This is a genomic window from Paraburkholderia dilworthii (assembly GCF_000472525.1).
Classification (GTDB): domain Bacteria; phylum Pseudomonadota; class Gammaproteobacteria; order Burkholderiales; family Burkholderiaceae; genus Paraburkholderia; species Paraburkholderia dilworthii.
The window spans coordinates 1-20,070 of the sequence record NZ_AWZT01000015.1 but is presented as its reverse complement, the minus strand read 5'-3'; the positions used below and the strand labels follow the sequence as shown (position 1 = coordinate 20,070).

Genomic DNA, 20,070 nt, shown 5'->3' with positions numbered 1-20,070 from the left:
TGAAGAGGCTCGATAAAGCCAGGCACGCGGCGAATAGCGCCGCGGTTGGACGCATGCTGTCCGGCATGTCCATAATACGGACTCCCGGCAGTTGAAAGCCTTTCGAAAATTGACCAACGCCCTCCAGGACGATGAAAGAAGAATCGCCGAAAGCCATTATTTATGCGCTTGCCGCCAACTTTGGCATTGCCGTCTGCAAGTTCGCCGCTGCCTCGTTTACCGGTTCCGGTTCGATGTTCGCGGAAGCCATTCACTCCACCGCCGACTGCGGTAATCAATTGCTGCTGCTATTCGGTCTACGCCAGGCGCGCCGGCCGGCAAGCCCTTTGCATCCAATGGGCGGCGGCCGTGAGATCAACTTTTATTCGCTGCTGGTTGCGCTGCTGCTGTTTTTTGTCGGCGGCGCGTTTTCCGTGTACGAAGGCGTGCATCGTCTCGTCGCACGGGAGCCTTTGCAGTACGCGTATGTCGCGCTCGTGGTGCTCGGCGTCTCCGTGGTGCTCGAAGCGTTTTCGCTGTGGGGCGCGCTGAAGGAGATCCGCAGGGTCCATCCCGAGAAGAACATGTGGCGCTGGTTCAGAGAAACGCGCGAGTCGGAACTGCTGGTCGTCGCTGGCGAGGATATTGCCGCGCTGGCCGGCCTCGCGATGGCTTTCGCCGCCGTGCTGCTCACGCTGGTGACCGGTAATCCCGTCTATGACGCGTTAGGCTCCGTCGCCGTCGGCGTGCTGCTGATGCTGATCGCCGGGCTCGTGGCGCGCGAGGTGAAGTCGATGATCGTCGGCGAATCGGCAAGCCCGGAAGTGCGCCGCGCAATCGAGGCGCATCTGCGCGCGCGCACCGAGATCCGCAGCATCATCAGCATGATTACGCTGCAATGGGGGCGCCATGTGGTGGTGGCCGTGCAGGCGGAAATGATCGAATACACGAGCGGCCGCGCGATGGTCGACGCCATCAACGCGATCGAGGCGGACTTGCAGGCCGCGTTTCCACAGGTGCGTTGGGTGTTTTTCGAACCGGACGTGCCGCGCGTCTGAAGCTGCTTTTTCATGCTCCGTCATTCGACGCGAAGTTGCGGCGAGGTTGCGGAGACTTGCGGAGAAGTTGCGATGAGCTTCGTGCGAGCTTCGCGTCAGCGAGGGAAATAGCGTGTTACGTAGTGGAAATTAATTTCTTCGCATCTATACTTCTTTCGGCTTGAAGCGGCACTCTCCCAAACTGCATCACAAGCAAAAGGAAGATCAAGATGCTGACTCGCACATTTGGCGCTCTCTCCGTTATTGCACTCGCGGCATGCGCGGCCTTTGGTTCCGGACCCGCAAGCGCTGACGACAGCGATATTGCCTCGCACGGCGAGGGCGGCTCGCGGGGCCGGCCCGTCAAGGTGATGATCATCTCGATGTTCGGTCCGGAGGGTCAGGTGTGGCTCGATAAGCTCGGACCGTGGCGCGATATTCCAGTAGACGGCCTGTCGCCGGATTATCCGGCAGTGCATTGCAATCGCCAGGACGTCTGCGTGATGACGACCGGCATGGGGCACACGAACGCCGCGGCGTCGATCATGGCCTTGACGTTCTCGCCGCGTTTCGATTTGCGGCGCACGTATTTCATGGTGGCGGGCATTGCCGGCATCGATCCTCAACAGGGCACGGTCGGCTCCGCTGCGTGGGCGAAATACCTTGTCGACTTTGGCATTCAATGGGAGATCGACGGGCGCGAGATTCCGGCCGGCTGGAATACCGGCTATCTTGGGATCAACACGAAGAGCCCTTCAGAAAAGCCGCCGCTCGATTATCGGACCGAAGTATTCCAGCTCAATACGCAACTCGCCGATACCGCGTTCGCTTTGTCGCGCAATGTCGTGCTTTCCGATAATGCACAGGCGCAGGCCGCGCGCGCCAAATATTCGTACGCACCGGCTAATCGTCCGCCGACCGTCATTCAATGCGATACGCTCGCCGGCGATACGTGGTGGTCGGGCACGCTGCTAGGCCAGCGGGCGCGCGACTGGACAAAGATTCTGACCGATGGAAAGGGCGTCTATTGCACCACGCAGCAGGAAGACAATGCCACGTATGAGGCACTAAAACGCGCAGCCGCCGTGCATAAGGTCGATCTGAACCGTGTGGCCGTGGTGCGTGCGGGCTCGGACTTCGACCGTCCTTACGACGGACAGACGAGCGCGGACAACCTGCTCAACTACGCCGCTCAAGGCGGCTTCACGATTGCTCTTGAGAATCTGTACCGCTCGGGCAATCCGCTCGTGCAGGACATTGTCACGCATTGGGGCGAATGGCGCGAAGGCGTGCCCAGGCGCTAACAAGCGGACTAACAAGCCGACTGCCAAGCCGACTGCCAGGCCGACTGCCAGGCCGAATGCAAGCGGGCCGCGCGAAGCGGCCCGCATTGTAACGGCGCACGACACTTAACGCTGTGGTGCGCGATACGGTGTCCAAACGGCGGCGTCTGTATCCCAATCATCGAGTTCCGATGGTGTCATGACGTACTCCTTTCTGAAGAATGGAAAGCTATTGCCGTAACCTGCGTTTATTCCGGAAAACTAACCGTTACGGCATCGCTCTTTTGTTACGTGTTTATTGACCGTTAGCCACACGCGTGACGTCGCCATTCGCCCCTTCCTGCAGAGCGATACGCGCGGCCTGCGTCTGTCCGATCAAGCCTTTATTCGGGTAGCTCGTACGATTGAGCGAAGGCAGCGAGCCGTCACGATAGGCGGCCACCAGTTCAGCCTGTACTTCGGTGCGCGTTTTTCCGGCCGTCGTCGGCACCGGTTGAGTCTGATAACTACCGGCGTGGCCGATGCCGTTGCCCCCGCCATTGCTCTGTGCAAATACCGGTGCGCTGGCGAGCAGCGAGAGAGCAAGACCTGCGAGAAGATTGCGTTTCATGATTCACTCCTGTCGATTCATTTGCAGCACAAGCGGCGCTGCGACAGGGTGAAATGTAGACTTCGGGCCGACGTCGATAAATCGCGGTTTCGCGAAATGAATTGTCGCGATTCCGGAACAATCGCACCAAAGCCCATATAAACAGAGGCACAAAGAACAACCGCGGCATTAGCGCCGCGGTTGGAATTCACTGTTTCAGTTTCTGTGCTTCAATTCAACTCAATCACGCAACCCATTCGGAAATCACCGGAGTATCGAGTGCGGGAGCGGACTCGCGTTCTTCCAGCGTGCGCTTCGAACACGTTGCGTCGAGCGTGCCACGACCGCTCAGCAGCGGGCAACGATCAAACACTTCAGCGATCCAGTCTACGAAAACACGGACTTTAGGCGACAGATGCCGACTGTGCGGATAGACTGCGGAAATCGGCATCGGCAAAGGCTTCAACTCGGGCAGTACTTCGACCAGTTGACCCGAACGCAGATGCGGCAGCACCATGAAAAGCGCCGGCTGAATCAGGCCGAAACCTTCCAGCCCGCAGGTCACGTAGGCATCGGCGTCATTCACCGACACGATGCTCTTCATTTTTACTTCAACCTCTTTACCATCAACCATGAACGCCCAATCGAGCGTGCGCCCCGTGCGGCTCGAAAAGTAATTGACTGCTTTGTGATTTTCCAGGTCTTCGAGCGAAGCCGGCATGCCGGCGCGTTCGATGTATTCCGGGGCCGCGCACGTCACGCCTTCAAAGAGGCCAATACGGCGCGCCACCAGCGAGGAATCCTGTAGCGCGCCAACGCGCACCACACAATCCACGCCTTCCTGCAAAAGGTCGACCGGCCGGTCCGACAAGCCGAGTTGCAGGTCGATGTCCGGATAGCGCGTGTGGAATTCACATAGTTGCGGAATCACCAGCAAGCGGCCAATCGAGCCCGGCATGTCGATGCGCAGCTTGCCGTGCGGCTTTTTATTGCCGCTCTGAAAACTGGCCTCGGTCTCTTCGACGTCCGCGAGAATGCGCACGCAGCGTTCGTAGTACGCGGCGCCGTCCGGCGTGAGCGACAGGCGCCGGGTCGTACGATGCATGAGTCGTGTACCAAGGAACGCTTCGAGGTTCTGAATGATCGTGGTAACCGACGCGCGGGGCAGGTCGAGCGTTTCCGCTGCGCGGGTAAAGCTGTTGGTGTCGACAACGCGTGTGAACACTTGCATGGCCTGAAGCCGGTCCATTGCAAACCTCCAGAAGGGGCAGGCGTACTGAGCAGGATTCGAATCCACAGAGCAATCTCATTCGATTGTTCAGGGGCGCCGAATTGTGTTGCCGGATTATAGGCATTTATTTACGAGTCTGCCGAACCCACAATTCGCACCATTGAAGTTCTTTGCGCATTGCGCGGCTCGACATGGAAGCATTTAAACCGCCGTACTCTTTTGTGCCCACCGGCAGTGCGCCGGTAGAGGCCGACAGCACGGCACTCGAAGTCACCGACGTGCAGATTGAAGGGCACGCGCAGGACATCACGTTGCGTTTGTACCGGCAGGCGAAAAAAACCGCACTGCCTGTACTGCTTTATTTTCACGGCGGCGGCTTTACGAAGGGATCCATCGATCACGCTGACTTCGCCTCGCGTTATTTCGCAGAACATTTACCGGCACTGGTCGTGTCGGTGGGCTATTCGCTTGCGCCGGAGTTTCCATTTCCCGCCGCCCCCGAAGACGCGCACCGCGCGGCGTTGTGGGTGCAGACAAGGGCGCGTGCATTTGGCGGCAATAGCAGAAAAGTTGGCGTGGCCGGCCACGATGCGGGCGGCCAATTGGCCAATTGCCTCGCTTTTATCGCCCGCGATCGCGGCGACGTGCAGATTTCCGCGCAGGCTTTGTTCGGGCCGATGCTGGACCCGAGCCTCACGCGCCTCGGCGATGAGAAACGCCTTGGCTCGGACATCACGGCAAGAGAGTGCGCGGCCTGCTACCGCGCATATCTGCCCCAGGCGTCGCAACGCATGCATCCATATGCGGCGCCGCTCGAATCGTCGCGGCTAGCGGGCCTGCCCGCCACGCTGATCGCGACGGCGCAAAACGACGTGCTGCATGTGGAGGCGGAGAAATACGCGAGCAGTCTGATCGACGCAGGTGTGCTGACCCAGGTGGTCCGCTATCCGAGCATCTCGCATGCGGCGTTGGCCGATCATCCGCCCGCCTTGCAGGAAGCGGTGCGATTTTTTCAGTGGCGCTTCGATGCGCGCGCTCATCGCTGAAACAGAAATAAGCAGAACTTTAATCAACGATACCGGGAGCTTTAAATGACCATCCTTCCTCTTTCCCGTCGCCGTGTGGCGATTGCCGCGCTAGCCGTGATCGTCGTTGCCGGGCTGGGCACGTTCGGCGCGATTCGTGTGGATGCCAGTTCGCCTGCCGCGCCGACCATCGTGCCGGAAGTCGATGTCGCCACCGTGGTGCAAAAAACGATTACCGACTGGCAGAGCTATTCGGGCCGCCTCGAAGCCGTCGAAAAAGTGGATGTCCGTTCGCAGGTGCCGGGCACCATCGTGTCCGTCAACTTTAAAGACGGCGCGCTCGTGAAGAAAGGCGACACGCTGTTCGTGATCGACCCGCGCCCGTACGCGGCCGAAGTGGCCCGCGCCGAGGCGCAGCTTGCGGCCGCGCAGGCGCGCACCGGCTACACGCAAAGCGACTGGGAGCGCGCGCAGCGCCTCATCGCCGACAACGCAATCGCCAAGCGCGACTACGACGAGAAGCAGAACGCCGCGCGCGAAGCTAGCGCGAACCTGAAGGCCGCGCAAGCCGCGCTCGAAACCGCGCGCATCAATCTCGGCTACACGAAGATTGTTGCGCCGGTCTCGGGCCGCGTGTCGCGCGCGGAAATCACGGTCGGCAATGTGGTGTCGGCGGGCGCGGGCTCGACGCCGCTCACCACGCTCGTGTCGGTCTCGCCGATCTACGCATCGTTCGACGCGGACGAACAAACGTATCTGCAATATCTGCGGCGCGCGAAGGACGGCGGCAAGGTGCCGGTCGAACTCGGTCTCGCGGATGAAAGCGGCTACTCGCGCAGCGGCACGATCGAGTCGGTGGACAACCGTCTCGATACGTCGTCCGGCACGATTCGAGTGCGCGCGCGTTTCGATAACCAGGACGGCACGTTGATTCCAGGTCTGTATGCACGCGTGAAAGTGGGCGGCAGCGAACCGCATCCCGCACTGCTGATCGACGACGCCGCCGTGGGCACCGACCAGGACAAGAAGTTCGTGTTGGCCGTCGACCAGAACAATCACGTCGCGTATCGCGAGATCTCCCTGGGCGATATGCAGGGCAATCTGCGCGTCGTGAAGAGCGGCCTGAAGGCGGGCGACCGGATCGTCGTGAACGGCGTTCAGCGTGTGCGTCCGGGCGACGCGGTCCGCGCGCACATGGTGCCCATGACGACCGACCAGGACCCGAACAGCGCGCCGCTCGCACAGGCGCGCGCCAAAGCGGACAAGAACTCGTGAGCGTAGCCGCCGCGGCATGGAATGCGCGGCGCTTGCTCCAACCGCTTGCTCCAAACATCAAGAGCTTCCAATGAACATATCCAAATTCTTCATCGATCGGCCGATCTTTGCGGGCGTGCTATCGGTATTGGTTTTGCTGGCGGGCATCATTTCGCTCTTCAAGCTGCCGATCTCCGAGTACCCGGAAGTCGTGCCGCCGTCGGTCGTGGTCCACGCGCAGTATCCTGGCGCGAATCCGAAAGTGATTGCGGAAGCTGTTGCTTCTCCGCTCGAAGAGCAAATCAACGGTGTCGAGAACATGCTGTATATGCAGTCGCAAGCCAATAGCGACGGCAATCTCACGCTGACGGTGACCTTCAAGCTCGGCACGAACCCGGACCTCGCGACGCAACTCGTGCAGAACCGCGTGAACCAGGCGCTGCCGCGTCTGCCGGAAGACGTGCAACGGCTCGGCGTGACGACTATCAAAAGTTCGCCCACGCTGACGATGGTGGTCCACCTGATCTCGCCGAATAACCGCTACGACATGACGTATCTGCGCAACTACGCGTTGCTGAACGTCAAGGACCGGCTCGCGCGTATTCAGGGCGTCGGCGAAGTGCAGTTGTGGGGTTCGGGCGACTACGCAATGCGTGTCTGGCTCGATCCGCAGAAAGTCGCGCAACGCGGCTTGACGGCGACCGAAGTGGTCAACGCGATTCGCGAGCAGAACATTCAGGTGGCGGCCGGTGTGATCGGCGCATCGCCTTCGGTGCCGGGCACGCAATTGCAGTTATCGGTGAATGCGCGCGGCCGTTTGAAGACCGAGGGCGAATTCGGCGACATCATCGTGAAGACGGCGCCCGATGGCGGCGTGACGTATCTGCGTGACATCGCGCGTGTTGAACTGGCGGCGTCGGAATACGGGCTGCGCTCGCTGCTCGACAATAAGCCGGCGGTTGCGCTCGCGATCAACCAGGCGCCCGGCGCGAACTCGCTCGCAATTTCCGACGAAGTCCGCACCGCGATGAAGGAACTCGCGCAAGACATGCCTGCGGGCGTCGAATACAAAATCGTCTACGACCCGACGCAGTTTGTGCGTTCGCGTATCGAGGCGGTCGTGCATACGCTGCTCGAAGCCATCGCGCTGGTGGTGATCGTCGTTATCGTGTTCCTGCAGACGTGGCGTGCGTCGATTATTCCATTGATCGCCGTGCCGGTGTCGATTGTCGGTACGTTTTCGTTGTTGCTTGCATTCGGCTTCTCGATCAATGCGTTGTCATTGTTCGGCATGGTGCTCGCAATCGGGATCGTGGTGGACGATGCGATCGTGGTGGTGGAGAACGTCGAACGGAATATCGAAAGCGGGCTCAGTGCGCGCGATGCAACCTATAAGGCGATGCAGGAAGTGAGCGGGCCGATTATCGCCATTGCGCTCACACTGGTCGCCGTGTTCGTGCCGCTTGCGTTCATGACGGGTCTCACGGGTCAGTTCTACAAGCAGTTCGCGATGACTATTGCGATCTCGACCGTGATCTCGGCGTTCAACTCGCTGACGCTGTCGCCCGCGTTGTCCGCAATGCTGCTGCGCAGCCACGGCGCCAAGGAAGACTTCCTGACGCGCGTGATGAACCGCGTGCTGGGACGCTTCTTCAAGGGCTTTAACAAGGTGTTTCATCGCGGCTCGACGGCATACGGAAGCGGCGTGACCGGCGTGTTGCGCCGCAAGGGCGCAATGCTGGCGGTGTACGCGATCCTGCTCGGCGCAACGGTGCTGATCTCGCGTGTCGTGCCGGGCGGCTTCGTGCCAGCGCAGGACAAGGAGTATCTGATCGCGTTTGCGCAGTTGCCGAATGGGGCGTCGCTGGATCGCACGGAGAAAGTGATCCGCGATATGAGCGCGATTGCGCTCAAGCAGAAAGGCGTGGAAAGCGCGGTGGCGTTTCCCGGTTTGTCGGTGAACGGCTTCACGAATAGTTCGAGCGCGGGCATTGTGTTCGTCACGCTCAAGCCGTTCAAGGAGCGCGGCGACAAGAAGCTCTCGGCGGGTGCGATTGCGGGCGCGTTGAACCAGCAATACGGCGCGATCAAGGACTCGTTCGTCGCGGTGTTTCCGCCGCCACCTGTGCTCGGTCTCGGCACGCTTGGCGGTTTCAAGATGCAACTGGAGGATCACGGCGCGCTCGGTTACGCGGAATTGAACAAGGCAGCGGAGGCGTTCGTGAAGAAGGCGGCGCAGACGCCTGAACTCGGCCCGACGTTCTCGAGCTATCAGATCAACGTGCCGCAATTGAACGTGGATCTCGACCGTGTGAAGGCGAAGCAACTCGGCGTGCCGGTCACGGACGTGTTCAATACGATGCAGATCTATCTGGGCTCGTTGTACGTGAACGACTTCAACCGCTTTGGCCGCGTGTATCAGGTCCGGGTGCAAGCGGACGCGCCGTTCCGTCAACGCGCCGACGACATCCTGCAACTGAAGACGCGCAATGCCGCGGGCGATATGGTGCCGTTGTCGTCGCTGGTGTCGGTCACGCCGACCTATGGTCCGGAAATGGTGGTGCGTTACAACGGCTATACGGCTGCGGACATCAACGGTGGACCGGCTCCGGGCTTCTCGTCGGGCCAGGCGCAAGCCGCGGCCGAACGCGTGGCGGCCGAAGTTCTGCCGCGCGGCGTGAAGCTCGAATGGACCGACCTCACGTATCAGCAGATTCTCGCCGGCAATGCGGGCTTGTGGGTGTTCCCGATCAGCGTGCTGCTCGTGTTCCTCGTGCTCGCCGCACTGTATGAAAGTTTGACGCTGCCGCTTGCGGTGATCCTGATCGTGCCGATGAGCGTGCTCTCCGCGCTAACCGGCGTATGGCTCACGGGCGGCGACAACAACATCTTCACGCAGATCGGTTTGATGGTGCTGGTGGGCTTGTCGGCGAAGAACGCGATTCTGATTGTGGAGTTCGCTCGCGAGCTCGAACACGACGGACATACACCGCTCTCGGCGGCGATTGAAGCGAGCCGCCTGCGTCTGCGACCGATTCTGATGACGTCGATCGCGTTCATCATGGGCGTCGTGCCGCTCGTATTGTCGACCGGAGCCGGTTCGGAAATGCGTCATGCAATGGGTGTCGCGGTGTTCTTCGGCATGCTTGGCGTCACGCTGTTCGGGCTGATGCTGACGCCAGTGTTCTATGTGGTGCTGCGTACGTTGGCCGGCGGAACGATCCATGTCGCGCAGAAGGATTCGCCGCGCATTGGCGCACCGGTCACGGACGCCTGAGGAGAAAACAACAATGAAACGCTTTGAAAGTTTGAGTGGATGGGGCCGCGCGGCCGCAAGCGGTTTGCTGCTCGCGCTGCTCGCCGCCTGCTCGGTGGAGCCCACGTACAAGAGGCCGGAGGTGGATACGCCCACCGCCTTCAAGGAAGCGCCGGTAGCGGCTTCGGGTGTGTCTGCGACATCGGCAGCGTCGGCGCAGGACGCGGGCAGTTGGAAGACGGCACAGCCCGCCGACGACGCGCATCGTGGCGAATGGTGGAAGATTTTCGGCGACCCGCAGCTCGACGCGCTCGAAGAGCAGGCGGCTGCCGCGAATCAGGATCTCAAGGCCGCAGCGGCGCGTGTGCAGCAGGCGCGTGCGGTAACGCGGGCGGCGAAGTCGGACTGGTTCCCGAAGGTCGACGCGGGCTTTGGCCCGACGCGCGAGCGCGCGTCGGCGGCCTCGCAATTGCAACCGGATAGCGTGGGCGGTACGACTGGCACGATCTGGCGTGCACAGGTCGGCGCGTCGTATGAGGCCGATCTGTTCGGACGTGTCGGCTCGAACGTGAACGCCTCTCGCGCGGACGAGCAGCAAAGCGAAGCGCTGTTCCGTTCGGTGCAGCTGTCGTTGCAGGCCGACGTCGCGCAAAACTACTTCCAGTTGCGCGAACTCGACACCGATCAGGACTTGTATCGCCGTACAGTGGCATTGCGTGAAGACACGCTGAAGCTCGTCGAGCGCCGTTTCAAGGAAGGCGATATCAGCGAGCTCGATGTTTCGCGTGCCCGCAATGAACTCGCGAGCGCGCGTGCGGACGCGGTGGGCATTGCACGTCAGCGGGCGGCGTCGGAGCATAGCCTCGCGATTCTGCTTGGTAAGCCGCCAGCGGACTTCTCGTTCGGGGAAGCGCCGCTTGCGCCGGTAACGGTGCGTGTGCCGCCGGGCTTGCCTTCGGCGCTGCTTGAACGCCGGCCAGATGTTTCTGCCGCCGAGCGCGCGATGGCCGCGGCGAACGCACGCGTCGGTCTTGCGAAGTCGGCGTTTTTCCCGAAGCTCGATATCACCGGAGCATTCGGCTATGAGTCGGCCACTTTGGGCGATCTGTTCATGTGGTCGAGCCGCGCGTTCATTCTGGGGCCGCTCGCCGGCACTGCATTGACAGTGCCGCTCTTCGACGGTGGCCGGCGCAAGGCGAATCTCGCGCAGGCTCGTGCGAGATATGACGAGGACGTCGCGCAGTATCGTCAGCAAGTATTGGTGGCGTTCCGCGAGGTCGAGGACAACCTTGCCGACCTGCGTCTGCTCGAAGATCAGATGCGCGAGCAGAACAATGCAGTGCAGGCTTCGCAGCGCGCGGCGCGTCTGTCGCGTACACAGTACACTGAAGGTGCTGTCAGCTATCTGGATGTGATCGACGGCGAGCGTCAGGTGCTGAGTACGCAACTGCAAGCGAGCCACTTGCAGGGCACGCAGGCGGTCGCGACAGTTAATCTGATTCGTGCGCTCGGCGGCGGCTGGGGCGGTGCGCCTGCGACGGATACCGCGGTGGGTTCCGCTGCTCCGGCTGCGACGCCGGTTCCCGTTGCGGTGTCTGGCGAACAGGTGGCCAAGCGCTAGGCGTTTCTATTGCTGAGTGTTGGAACTGAGTGCTGCAACTGAGTGCTGGAAAGAAGCCGGACCGCGCGACAAACACGGTCCGGTTTTTTTTCGCGCAAATCTTTTTTGGCACTTTCCTTTCGAAAATCCGTTCGTAGACCAGCATGTATGGTGGCCTCTATGATGATTCGCACCTTGGCGTGGGCCGCCGATCAGGCTCGCCGCGAACAACATCGTGTATCAACCACAAGAGTCCATCATGCGCATTTTCCTTTCCAACGTGCGGCGTTTTTTCCACGCGCGACGCTCGCGCTTGTCAGCGCTCTTAGCTTCGCGCTGATTCTGCCCGCAGCGCCTGCGTTCGCAGCGGATGCCCCCGCGCTGAAGATCGGCACGGCCACGAGCCCGAAAATCGAGGCACTCAAAGTCGCGGTGCGCGAGGCCAAAGAACAGGGACTCGACGTGAAGGTGATCGAATTCACCGACTGGAATACGCCGAACGCCGCGCTCGCGAATAAGGACATCGACGTCAATTACTTCCAGCACATTCCGTTTCTCGAGAACGCGAAGAAGCAGGGTGGCTATAACTTTGTCGCGATTGCGCCGGGCACGATCATGAAAATCGGTCTCTACTCGAAGAAGATCAAACGCTTCGACGAATTGAAAAACGGCGCGACCGTGGCGATTGCCAACGATCCCGTGAACGGTGGGCGAGGCCTATTGCTGCTGCAACGCGCAGGGCTCATTAAGCTGACGCCTGGCATCGACTGTCGTGCAACGACGCTCGACATTATCGACAACCCCAAGCATCTGAAGATCATTCAACTCGAAGCATCGCAATTGGCCCGTTCGCTCGACGACGTCGACCTTGCACAGGGCTACCCGAGCTTTATCAAGCTCGCGGGCACGACGGACCCGAATAGCGCGCTGTTGTTCGACGGCCTCGAAAACAGGAACTACGCGATCCAATGGGTCGTGCGTCCGGAAAGCGCGAACGATCCGCGCATTCGCAAGTTTATTTCGATCTATCAGCATTCGCCGGCCGTGCGCGCCGCACTCGACAAGGCATTTGGCAATCTGTACGCGGTCGCCTGGTAAGCGGCGCCTTTTGCGCTGAATAGAAACAACAGGAGTCACGCGATGCCGAAGAAAAAGATCCTGTTGAACGCGTTCAACATGAATGCGGTCGGCCATATCAATCATGGCTTGTGGACGCATCCGCGAGACGTTCGGCGCATTACACCGATCTCGACTACTGGACGAGTCTTGCGCAAACACTGGAGCGCGGCAAGTTCGACGGCCGACTTCAGGCGCGGTGCGCGTGAATGGCGTGAATGTCGGCGAACTCGCCGAACGCGGACTCGTGACGCTGCGCCGGCGAATCGGCATGGTGTTTCAGCACTTCAATCTGCTATCCGCAAAGACTGTGCGCGAGAACATTGCATTGCCGCTGAAAATCGCTGGCGTGCCGAAAGCGGCGATAGACAAAAAGGTCGATGCGCTGCTCGAACTCGTCGGTCTCGCGGCAAAGCGCGACGCTTATCCGGCAAGCTTGTCGGGTGGGCAGAAGCAGCGCGTCGGCATTGCGCGCGCGCTCGTCACCGAGCCCGACATCCTGTTGTGCGACGAAGCGACGTCCGCACTCGATCCCGAAACGACGCAAGCGATTCTCGCGCTGCTGCGCGACATCAATCGGCGGCTGAATCTGACCGTCGTTCTGATCACGCACGAAATGCAGGTGATTCGTGAGGTGTGCGATACGGTAGCCGTGATCGAGCGAGGCCGTGTAGTCGAAACCGGCCCCGTGTGGCGCGTATTTGGCGATCCGCAGCACAATGCTACGCGAGCGCTGCTGCGTACGCTGGTTCACGATTTGCCGGCGGATCTTGCGGATAGCGTGAAGCCGCTCACCGATATCGCGCAAGCCGACGCGCGCGTGCTGCTCGACGTGCGCTTCACCGGCGACGATGCACGCGATCCCGATCTTGCCGGCCTCGCGTCGGCACTAAGCATCGACGGAAGCGGCGTGAGTTTCGTGCATGGCGGAATCGACCGCATTCAAGGGCGTGCGCAAGGGCGCCTCATCGTGTCCGCGCAGATGAGTGCGAGCGAGGGCGCCACCGTGCGGGCGCAGATCGCCGCGTTGCTCGAACGCGCGCGCAACCATGCGAACCGTGTCGAGGTATTGGGCTATGTCTGATCTCTGGCTCTCCGAACTCGCCGGTGCGATACGCGATACTGTCGTGATGGTCGGCGTGTCCGCACTGATCGCAGCACTGATCGGCATTCCGTTGGCGCTGGTGCTGGTCACGACCACGCGCGGCGGCATCTTCGAAAAGCGCGCGGTGAATAGCACGCTCGGCGCGCTCGTCAATGCATTTCGCTCGACGCCGTTCATCATTCTGCTGGTCGCGCTGCTGCCCCTTACGCGCTTGCTGATCGGCACGACCATCGGCGTATGGGCGGCAATCGTGCCGCTCAGCATCGCTGCGATTCCGTTCTTCGCGCGTGTGGCCGAAGTGAATCTGCGCGAAGTGGACCGCGGTCTGATCGAAGCTGCGCAGGCGATGGGTGCGCAACGCAGGCATATCGTCTCGCATGTGCTGTTGCCTGAGGCGCTACCGGGCATTGTCGGCGGCTTTACGATCACCGTGGTTGCGATGATCGGTTCTTCTGCACTGGCCGGCGCGGTCGGTGCGGGCGGCCTCGGCGATCTCGCTATCCGCTACGGCTATCAACGTTTCGATACGACGGTGATGGTGACGGTGATCGTGTTGCTAATCGCGATCGTGACGACGGTGCAACTGCTGGGTGATCGCTTCGTGCGGCGGCTCGCGCGGCGCGCGTGAGTTTGGGGGCGATGGCACCCGCTTAACCGCGAGGCGGCGCGGCTGTTGCATGCAGTGCATTTTGCATGATGAATATCACCGCGCCTATCGGTTGCCTGCATCACCGCCTATCATGAACCTGCTGGTCCAACCGACGCGGGCCTGCACCGCGCCTGCACCGCAGGTTCGCCTCCAGAACATCATCACGTGGAAATAGCATGAACGATCTTCGCCAGGCCGCGGCGCTGCAAGCGCGCGACGCGTCCGCCGCACCCGCAGTGCGCGATCTCGCCGGCCTGCTCGATGCACTGCATGCGAGCGCCGCGCAACGCGATCTTGCCGGCGGCCACGCCGCGCAGGAAAAGCAATGGATCGCCGACGCCGGCTTGCTCACACTCGCCGTGCCGCGCGAATTCGGCGGCGAAGGCGCTACCTGGCCCGACATCTACGAGACGATTCGCAAGATCGCGCAGGTCGACAGCGCGCTCGCGCATCTGCTCGGCTTCACGTTCTTGCAGGAGGTCAGCGTTTATGTGTGGGGCAATGCGGAACAACGCGCGCGCTATCTGGGCGGTACCGTAAAAGAGCGCTGGTGGTGGGGCAATGCGGTGAATCCGCTCGACACACGGCTCGTTGCGGGTGCAACCGGTGACGGCGGCTATCTTCTGAATGGCGAGAAAGGCTTTTGCTCAGGCACGCGAGGTTCGCAGATGATGACGGTTTCCGGGCACGACCCGCAGACCGGCAACACGATGTTCGCAGTAGTACCGACCACACGCGAGGGCATCACGGTCAACGAAGACTGGAATCCGATCGGGCAGCGACAGACCGACAGCGGCAGCGTTTCTTTTGCCAATGTCCGGGTCGAGCCGGAAGAAGTGCTGCAACGCGCCGACACCCCGTATGCAAGTTTGCGCACGCTGGTCTCGCAGCAGGTGATGACCAATCTGTTCGTGGGCATTGCACAAGGCGCACTCGATGAAGCGCGCGCCTACGTCACGCAATACGGCAAGCCGTGGATGGCCTCGGGCGTGACGAAAGCCACGGACGATCCTTATCTGATCCAGCGCTTTGGCGAAATGCGTATCGAGGCGGTGAGCGCTGAAGCGCTGGCCGTGCGCGCCGCGAATGCGCTCGATGCCGCGTGGCGCGAAGGCCCTTCGCTTTCCGCCGAAGCGCGCGCGCATGTGGCGCTCGCCACGTCGGAAGCAAAGATCGTCGCGCATCGTGCGGCACTCGACGTCAGCGAAAAACTGTTCGATGCCTGCGGCGCGCGCGCCACGCATGCGCCGCTCGCGCTCGATCGTTTCTGGCGCAACGCTCGCGTGCACACACTGCACGATCCGCTCGACTATCGCGTGCGCGACGTTGGCCGTTACGCACTGAGCGGGACATTGCCGGAAGTTTCTTTGTACACTTGAGGCGGTCCGCGGTGCAGCCAGTCTGCGCCGCGCTTTCATCCCTTCTCAAGAGAATTCCGGATTGCAGTTCAAACTACCGACCACGGCAACGGCGCCGTTTTGTCCATCTGAAGTGCAAGGCTCGGTCGCCGTCTCACAAGGCGCGCCTTTCTGGAAAAAGATCCTGCAGTTCGCCGGCCCTGGCCTGCTGGTTTCGATCGGCTATATGGACCCGGGCAACTGGGCGACCGATATCGAAGCCGGGTCGCGTTATGGCTATAGTTTGCTGTTCGTCGTCATGCTGTCGAGTCTCGCAGCGATGGCTCTGCAATGTCTGAGCATGCGATTAGGCATTGTCACCGGGCGCGATCTGGCCGAATTGTCGAGGGCCCGTTATTCGCCTGTGGTGGCGCGAGGGCAATGGTTGCTGGCCGAGCTGTCGATCATCGCGTGCGATCTTGCGGAAGTGCTCGGCGGCGCGCTTGCTTTTCATCTGCTCTTCAAATGCTCGCTGACCACGGGCGTGCTGCTTACCGCGTTCGATACGCTGATCGTGCTCGGCCTGAAGGGCAAGAACTTCCGCGATCTCGAAGCGATCATGCTCGGGCTGATCGCGACCATCGGCGTCGGCTACATCGTCGAACTCGCACTCGTGAAGCCGCATTGGCCCACGGTCGCGCAAGGACTGATTCCGTCGTGGCAGGCTTTGAACTCACGCGAGCCGCTGTATCTCGCGATCGGCATTCTCGGCGCGACGGTGATGCCGCATAACCTGTATCTGCATTCGTCGATCGTGCAGACGCGCGCGGTGAAGCGCGATGCGGCGAGCATCGGCTCCGCGATCGGCATGTCGCGCATCGATACCATCGTCTCTCTGCTGCTCGCGTTGATGATCAACATGGCGATCCTGATTCTCGCGGCTGCGGCGTTTCATGCGACGGGTCACAATCAGGTCACCGAAATCGAAGACGCCTATAAACTGCTCGCGCCGATTCTCGGCACCGGCTTCGCGGCCGTGTTGTTTGCGATCACGCTGCTTGCGTCCGGACAAAGCTCGACCTTTACCGGCACGGTCGCGGGGCAGGTCATCATGGAAGGTTTCCTGAAGCTGAAGATTCCGTGCTGGCAGCGGCGCTTCATCACGCGCGCGCTTGCGTTGATCCCCGCGCTGATCGGCGTGCAGATGATGGGCAACGGCGCGGTCGGCAAACTACTCGTCGCAAGTCAGGTGGTGCTGAGTCTGCAATTGCCGTTCGCGCTTTATCCGCTGATCCGCATGACCGGCGACCGTTCGCTGATGGGCCAGTTCGCGAACACGCTGCTCACGCGGATGCTCGCGTGGACGCTGTTTGCGGTTATTACGGCGGCGAATCTGTGGCTGGTCGTGCAGACGGTGGGACTCGTTGCGCAATGAGTTGCGCAGGGCAGCGTATGGCAACGTAGGCCAGCGCATTGCTGTGTCGCTGCATCGCTGTGGCCAAGGTGTCGACGTCGAACAAAAAAGGTCCGCGCAAAAATCGGCGGACCTTTTCTTTTTGAGGCTTCGGTTTCGAATCGGGCGGACCAGCCGTCATCGAAGGTGTATCAGATCGATTGATTCAATCAGGCGGCTTGGGCAACCTGCGCGGCTTCGAGTGCTTCCTGGCGAGCCGCTGCGGCTTTCTTCGTCTTGCCCGCGCGCGACGGTGGCTGACATGCGCCGCACACGACGTTGTGCTGCAAATCATGCTTGTGCGCGACGAACTTGCCGGTGCAACGGCAGCACTTCGTCAATTGCAGAATGTCGGCGTCGAAGAAACGCACCAGCGTCCAGGCGCGCGTCAAGTCGAGCACCGGTTCGGTCTCGCTGTGCTTGCAATGTTCGAGATACAGCCGATACCCTTTGGTCAGCGCATCGAGATGCGAGCACCGCGCTTCGTTCTTCAGGAACAGGTAGGTGTTATAGAACAGCGACGCGTGGATGTTCGCGAGCCACGTCATATACCAGTCCGCCGAGAACGGCAGCATGCCCTTGGGCGGCGATACGCCCTTCACCTCGCGGTACAGGCGGATCATGCGGTCGCGCGAGAGCGTCAACTCGCTCTCCAGCACCTGCATGCGTGCGCCGAGTTCGATCAGCGCGATGGCGCGAAAAACTTCTTGTGCGTCTTCCGTCAGGCTACGCTTGAGCATCGCAGTCACCTCGATCAGGCAAATTGCTCGGCGGGCTGGCCTGCAAGCAGGATCGCCGCGTGAGTCGGTGCAACTGCGGTGTGCTTCGTCGTTTGCGTCAACGCCGACAGCATCGAGTGGTCGTTGAAGCGGAAGAAACACAAAAGCTGATCGGAAGAGGCCAGCTTGACGATCTGCGCGAGCGACAGCCCAGCAAGCAAATCAGCCAGTTCCGACGACAAGCCCAGACGGAACATGCCGACCGGTTTGTCCTCACGCAACATGCGTTGCGCAAGCATGATGTACGACAGGTTAATCTCGCGGATTGAGTCCAGCGTCTCGCTGCTACGGTCCATTTTTTCTGTTTCCGAAGCCCCGAATTACTAAGTCGGCTTTTCGCCGTTATGTCTTTTGTGCCTCGCCGAAAACGTTGTCCTTCGGCTACGGGTCGCCTCCTCGATACAGATGGCGACCTTTTGATACATCGCGTTACATTTCGTAACAGCTTGGGTCGAATTGTATGAAGGGCAAAACAAGAAATCAATCCCTTCTCAAAAAAATATCTCAAAAAGATGCATCAAATTTCGGTAAGAATTTCATGAGCCCGTAATAGGGCATGCTGCATGCGTTTTTCGGCTGCCGAGCTTTCGTCGGATCCATGAAAACCCTTGTCCGCTGGGGCCTAGAGCGTGTCATTCGCGCAACACGAACTTGCCGCGTTCCCACCGGTAAATAAGACTGAAATGGAAATTGGACTGTAGAGGCAAGCGCAGCGTGTAATTAATACCTTTTAATTAGACGCTTTGGGGACGGACCGAGGCTGTAACGGACAAACATGGCCCCTGTTACAAACGCGGCACTTTGTAACCTTTTCGGTAAGAATCAGCATCCCGTCTGACGGACCCCCTCTACTTCGAGCCCGAAGGCGGGCCGCAGGCGCGTGCCAAGCACGTTGCCGGCGAATGCGGCGACCAGCCACAGCCAGCCGTGGAGGCTGCCAGAGACGATGCCGCTGAAATAGGCGCCGATGTTACACCCATAGGCGAGGCGGGCGCCGTAGCCCAGCAGCAAACCTCCCACCACGGCGGCGATCAGCGAGCGTGCCGGCACTTTCCAGACCGGCGCGTAACGTCCGGCGAGCGCCGCGGCGGCCATTGCGCCGAGAATGATGCCCACGTCCATCACCGTGGTGACGTCACGTGTAACCGGCGCTGCGAGCGCGCCAGCGTTCGCGCGCGTGGCCCAGTACGGCCAACTGGCGACGTCCACGCCCAGCGCCGCAAAAAGCTTGGCGCCCCACAGGGCGAATGCCGACGTCACGCCCCACGGACGGCCCGACAGCGCGAGCGTCGCGAAATTGAGCAGCACCAGCGCCAGCGCGCCGACGAACAATGGCCACGGACCTTGCAGCCACGGCGATGCGCGCGGCGCACGCGCCGGCTCGTTGACGAGGCGCCCGTGACGGCGCCGTTCGACGAACGCGGTTAGTGCCGCGATCGCCGCGAAGACCGCCAGATTCAGCGCGATGGCGGCGCCCGCGCCGAGCGTTTTCACCATCGAAAGCGGCTTGAGGGCGGGCAGGGCGGTCCAGAACGGCATGTGCGCGGTCGCCACGATCGAGCCGGTTACAAATGCCGCGAGCGTGACGATCATTCGCGTGCTGCCGCCACCGACCGTGTACAGCGTGCCGGACGCACAGCCGCCGCCCAGCTGCATGCCGACGCCGAACATGAAGGCGCCGACCAGCACCGACGTGCCCGCGGGCGCCACGAGTCCCACGACCGGATGACCGAACAGGCTGCCCGACGCAAGCGCCGGGAAGAACAGCACGACGCCCACGGCGAGCATCAGCATTTGCGCGCGAAGCCCCGCGCCGCGGCCGTCGGCGATAAATACCCGCCAGGCCGACGTGAAACCGAACGCCGCGTGATAGAGCGACATGCCGAGCAGCGCGCCGACTATATATAGCGCGGCCTGGCGGCCGCTGACCGTCTGAGCCAGATACACGGCACCGAGCGCGATGAGCACGAGCGCTGCGGCAAGCGGTTTCGGGTTGACGTCGAAACGGCGGGGTGGGGGGGAAAGAGAAGTAGAAAGATCGGACATGGTGATGTTGTGACATCGGACGCGCGCCGGCGGCCCGACAGGCGGCTGGCGCGCGTCGTTGTGCAGATGAGCGAAAGCGCAATGTGAATCGAAAAAGATAGCACGTGGCGCGTAGTCGCGCAGGCGAGCGCCGCGTCGCGGAGGTGTCAGAAATTTCGTGTGCTGAGGCCGGTTAAAAATCTCAGCTGATGGCGGCGGTGAATCGCTCACCGAACAGAATGGCGAACTGATTGACAGCTTGCCGCCAGGTGATAGGCGGCATCTTCCAATCCTTTTCAATGTTGCGCAAGGCCAGATACAGCAGTTTGCTGGCGGCTTCGTCGCTCGGGAA

General features: G+C 61.2%; 15 protein-coding genes and 2 pseudogenes. 11 read left to right on the top strand and 6 right to left on the bottom strand.

What is annotated here, in order from left to right; all coding sequences use genetic code 11:
* Positions 1 to 131 precede the first annotated feature (131 nt).
* Together F759_RS0115175 and F759_RS0115170 are read left to right on the top strand one after the other, a co-directional pair.
* On the top strand, positions 132 to 1,037 hold the full coding sequence (locus tag F759_RS0115175) for a cation diffusion facilitator family transporter (RefSeq protein ID WP_027800600.1): 906 nt from the start codon (positions 132 to 134) through the stop codon (positions 1,035 to 1,037).
* Positions 1,038 to 1,246: 209 nt separating this feature from the next.
* Positions 1,247 to 2,320 carry a purine-nucleoside phosphorylase gene (locus F759_RS0115170; protein WP_027800599.1) on the top strand — a complete coding sequence of 358 codons (1,074 nt, stop codon included), beginning with the start codon at positions 1,247 to 1,249 and terminating at the stop codon, positions 2,318 to 2,320.
* 274 nt (positions 2,321 to 2,594) lie between these two features.
* Here F759_RS0115170 and F759_RS0115165 read toward each other — a convergent pair whose 3' ends face one another.
* Positions 2,595 to 2,909 carry a DUF4148 domain-containing protein gene (locus F759_RS0115165; RefSeq protein ID WP_027800598.1) on the bottom strand — a complete coding sequence of 105 codons (315 nt, stop codon included), beginning with the start codon at positions 2,907 to 2,909 and terminating at the stop codon, positions 2,595 to 2,597.
* A gap of 223 nt (positions 2,910 to 3,132) precedes the next feature.
* On the bottom strand, positions 3,133 to 4,137 hold the full coding sequence (locus tag F759_RS0115160) for a LysR family transcriptional regulator (RefSeq protein WP_027800597.1): 1,005 nt from the start codon (positions 4,135 to 4,137) through the stop codon (positions 3,133 to 3,135).
* 173 nt (positions 4,138 to 4,310) lie between these two features.
* Here F759_RS0115160 and F759_RS0115155 point away from each other — a divergent pair, with 173 nt between their 5' ends.
* The 9 genes and pseudogenes from F759_RS0115155 (at position 4,311) to F759_RS0115110 (ending at position 16,896) form a co-directional block, all read left to right on the top strand.
* Complete coding sequence (locus tag F759_RS0115155; RefSeq protein ID WP_027800596.1) at positions 4,311 to 5,165, top strand: alpha/beta hydrolase; 855 nt, start codon at positions 4,311 to 4,313, stop codon at positions 5,163 to 5,165.
* 45 nt (positions 5,166 to 5,210) lie between these two features.
* Complete coding sequence (locus tag F759_RS0115150; RefSeq protein ID WP_027800595.1) at positions 5,211 to 6,419, top strand: efflux RND transporter periplasmic adaptor subunit; 1,209 nt, start codon at positions 5,211 to 5,213, stop codon at positions 6,417 to 6,419.
* 70 nt (positions 6,420 to 6,489) lie between these two features.
* The gene (locus F759_RS0115145) at positions 6,490 to 9,675 is read left to right on the top strand and encodes an efflux RND transporter permease subunit (RefSeq protein WP_027800594.1); all 3,186 of its coding nucleotides are present in this window, start codon (positions 6,490 to 6,492) and stop codon (positions 9,673 to 9,675) included.
* 13 nt (positions 9,676 to 9,688) lie between these two features.
* On the top strand, positions 9,689 to 11,275 hold the full coding sequence (locus tag F759_RS0115140; RefSeq protein WP_027800593.1) for an efflux transporter outer membrane subunit: 1,587 nt from the start codon (positions 9,689 to 9,691) through the stop codon (positions 11,273 to 11,275).
* 159 nt (positions 11,276 to 11,434) lie between these two features.
* Positions 11,435 to 12,352, top strand: coding sequence for a MetQ/NlpA family ABC transporter substrate-binding protein (locus F759_RS0115130; RefSeq protein WP_244438832.1), 918 nt, complete (start codon positions 11,435 to 11,437; stop codon positions 12,350 to 12,352).
* Positions 12,353 to 12,476: 124 nt separating this feature from the next.
* Positions 12,477 to 13,454: pseudogene (locus F759_RS37800) on the top strand (methionine ABC transporter ATP-binding protein); the annotation flags it as partial.
* Positions 13,447 to 14,103 carry a methionine ABC transporter permease gene (locus F759_RS0115120; protein ID WP_027800591.1) on the top strand — a complete coding sequence of 219 codons (657 nt, stop codon included), beginning with the start codon at positions 13,447 to 13,449 and terminating at the stop codon, positions 14,101 to 14,103. The pseudogene F759_RS37800 and the gene F759_RS0115120, both read left to right, overlap by 8 nt.
* A 197-nt stretch (positions 14,104 to 14,300) precedes the next feature.
* Positions 14,301 to 15,503, top strand: a complete 1,203-nt coding sequence (locus tag F759_RS0115115; RefSeq protein ID WP_027800590.1) for an acyl-CoA dehydrogenase family protein — start codon at positions 14,301 to 14,303, stop codon at positions 15,501 to 15,503.
* 61 nt (positions 15,504 to 15,564) lie between these two features.
* Complete coding sequence (locus tag F759_RS0115110; protein ID WP_027800589.1) at positions 15,565 to 16,896, top strand: Nramp family divalent metal transporter; 1,332 nt, start codon at positions 15,565 to 15,567, stop codon at positions 16,894 to 16,896.
* A 188-nt stretch (positions 16,897 to 17,084) separates the two neighbouring features.
* Here the strand turns inward: F759_RS0115110 and flhC are convergent, their stop codons facing one another.
* The 4 genes and pseudogenes from flhC to F759_RS43020 all read right to left on the bottom strand — a co-directional run.
* A complete protein-coding gene (gene flhC, locus F759_RS0115105; protein ID WP_020068238.1) occupies positions 17,085 to 17,654 on the bottom strand; it encodes a flagellar transcriptional regulator FlhC in 570 nt (189 codons plus the stop codon).
* 14 nt (positions 17,655 to 17,668) lie between these two features.
* On the bottom strand, positions 17,669 to 17,989 hold the full coding sequence (gene flhD, locus F759_RS0115100; RefSeq protein WP_006052742.1) for a flagellar transcriptional regulator FlhD: 321 nt from the start codon (positions 17,987 to 17,989) through the stop codon (positions 17,669 to 17,671).
* A gap of 526 nt (positions 17,990 to 18,515) precedes the next feature.
* Positions 18,516 to 19,739, bottom strand: a complete 1,224-nt coding sequence (locus F759_RS0115095) for a YeeE/YedE family protein (RefSeq protein WP_027800588.1) — start codon at positions 19,737 to 19,739, stop codon at positions 18,516 to 18,518.
* Positions 19,740 to 19,920: 181 nt separating this feature from the next.
* A pseudogene (locus tag F759_RS43020) lies at positions 19,921 to 20,070 on the bottom strand (IS256 family transposase); the annotation flags it as partial.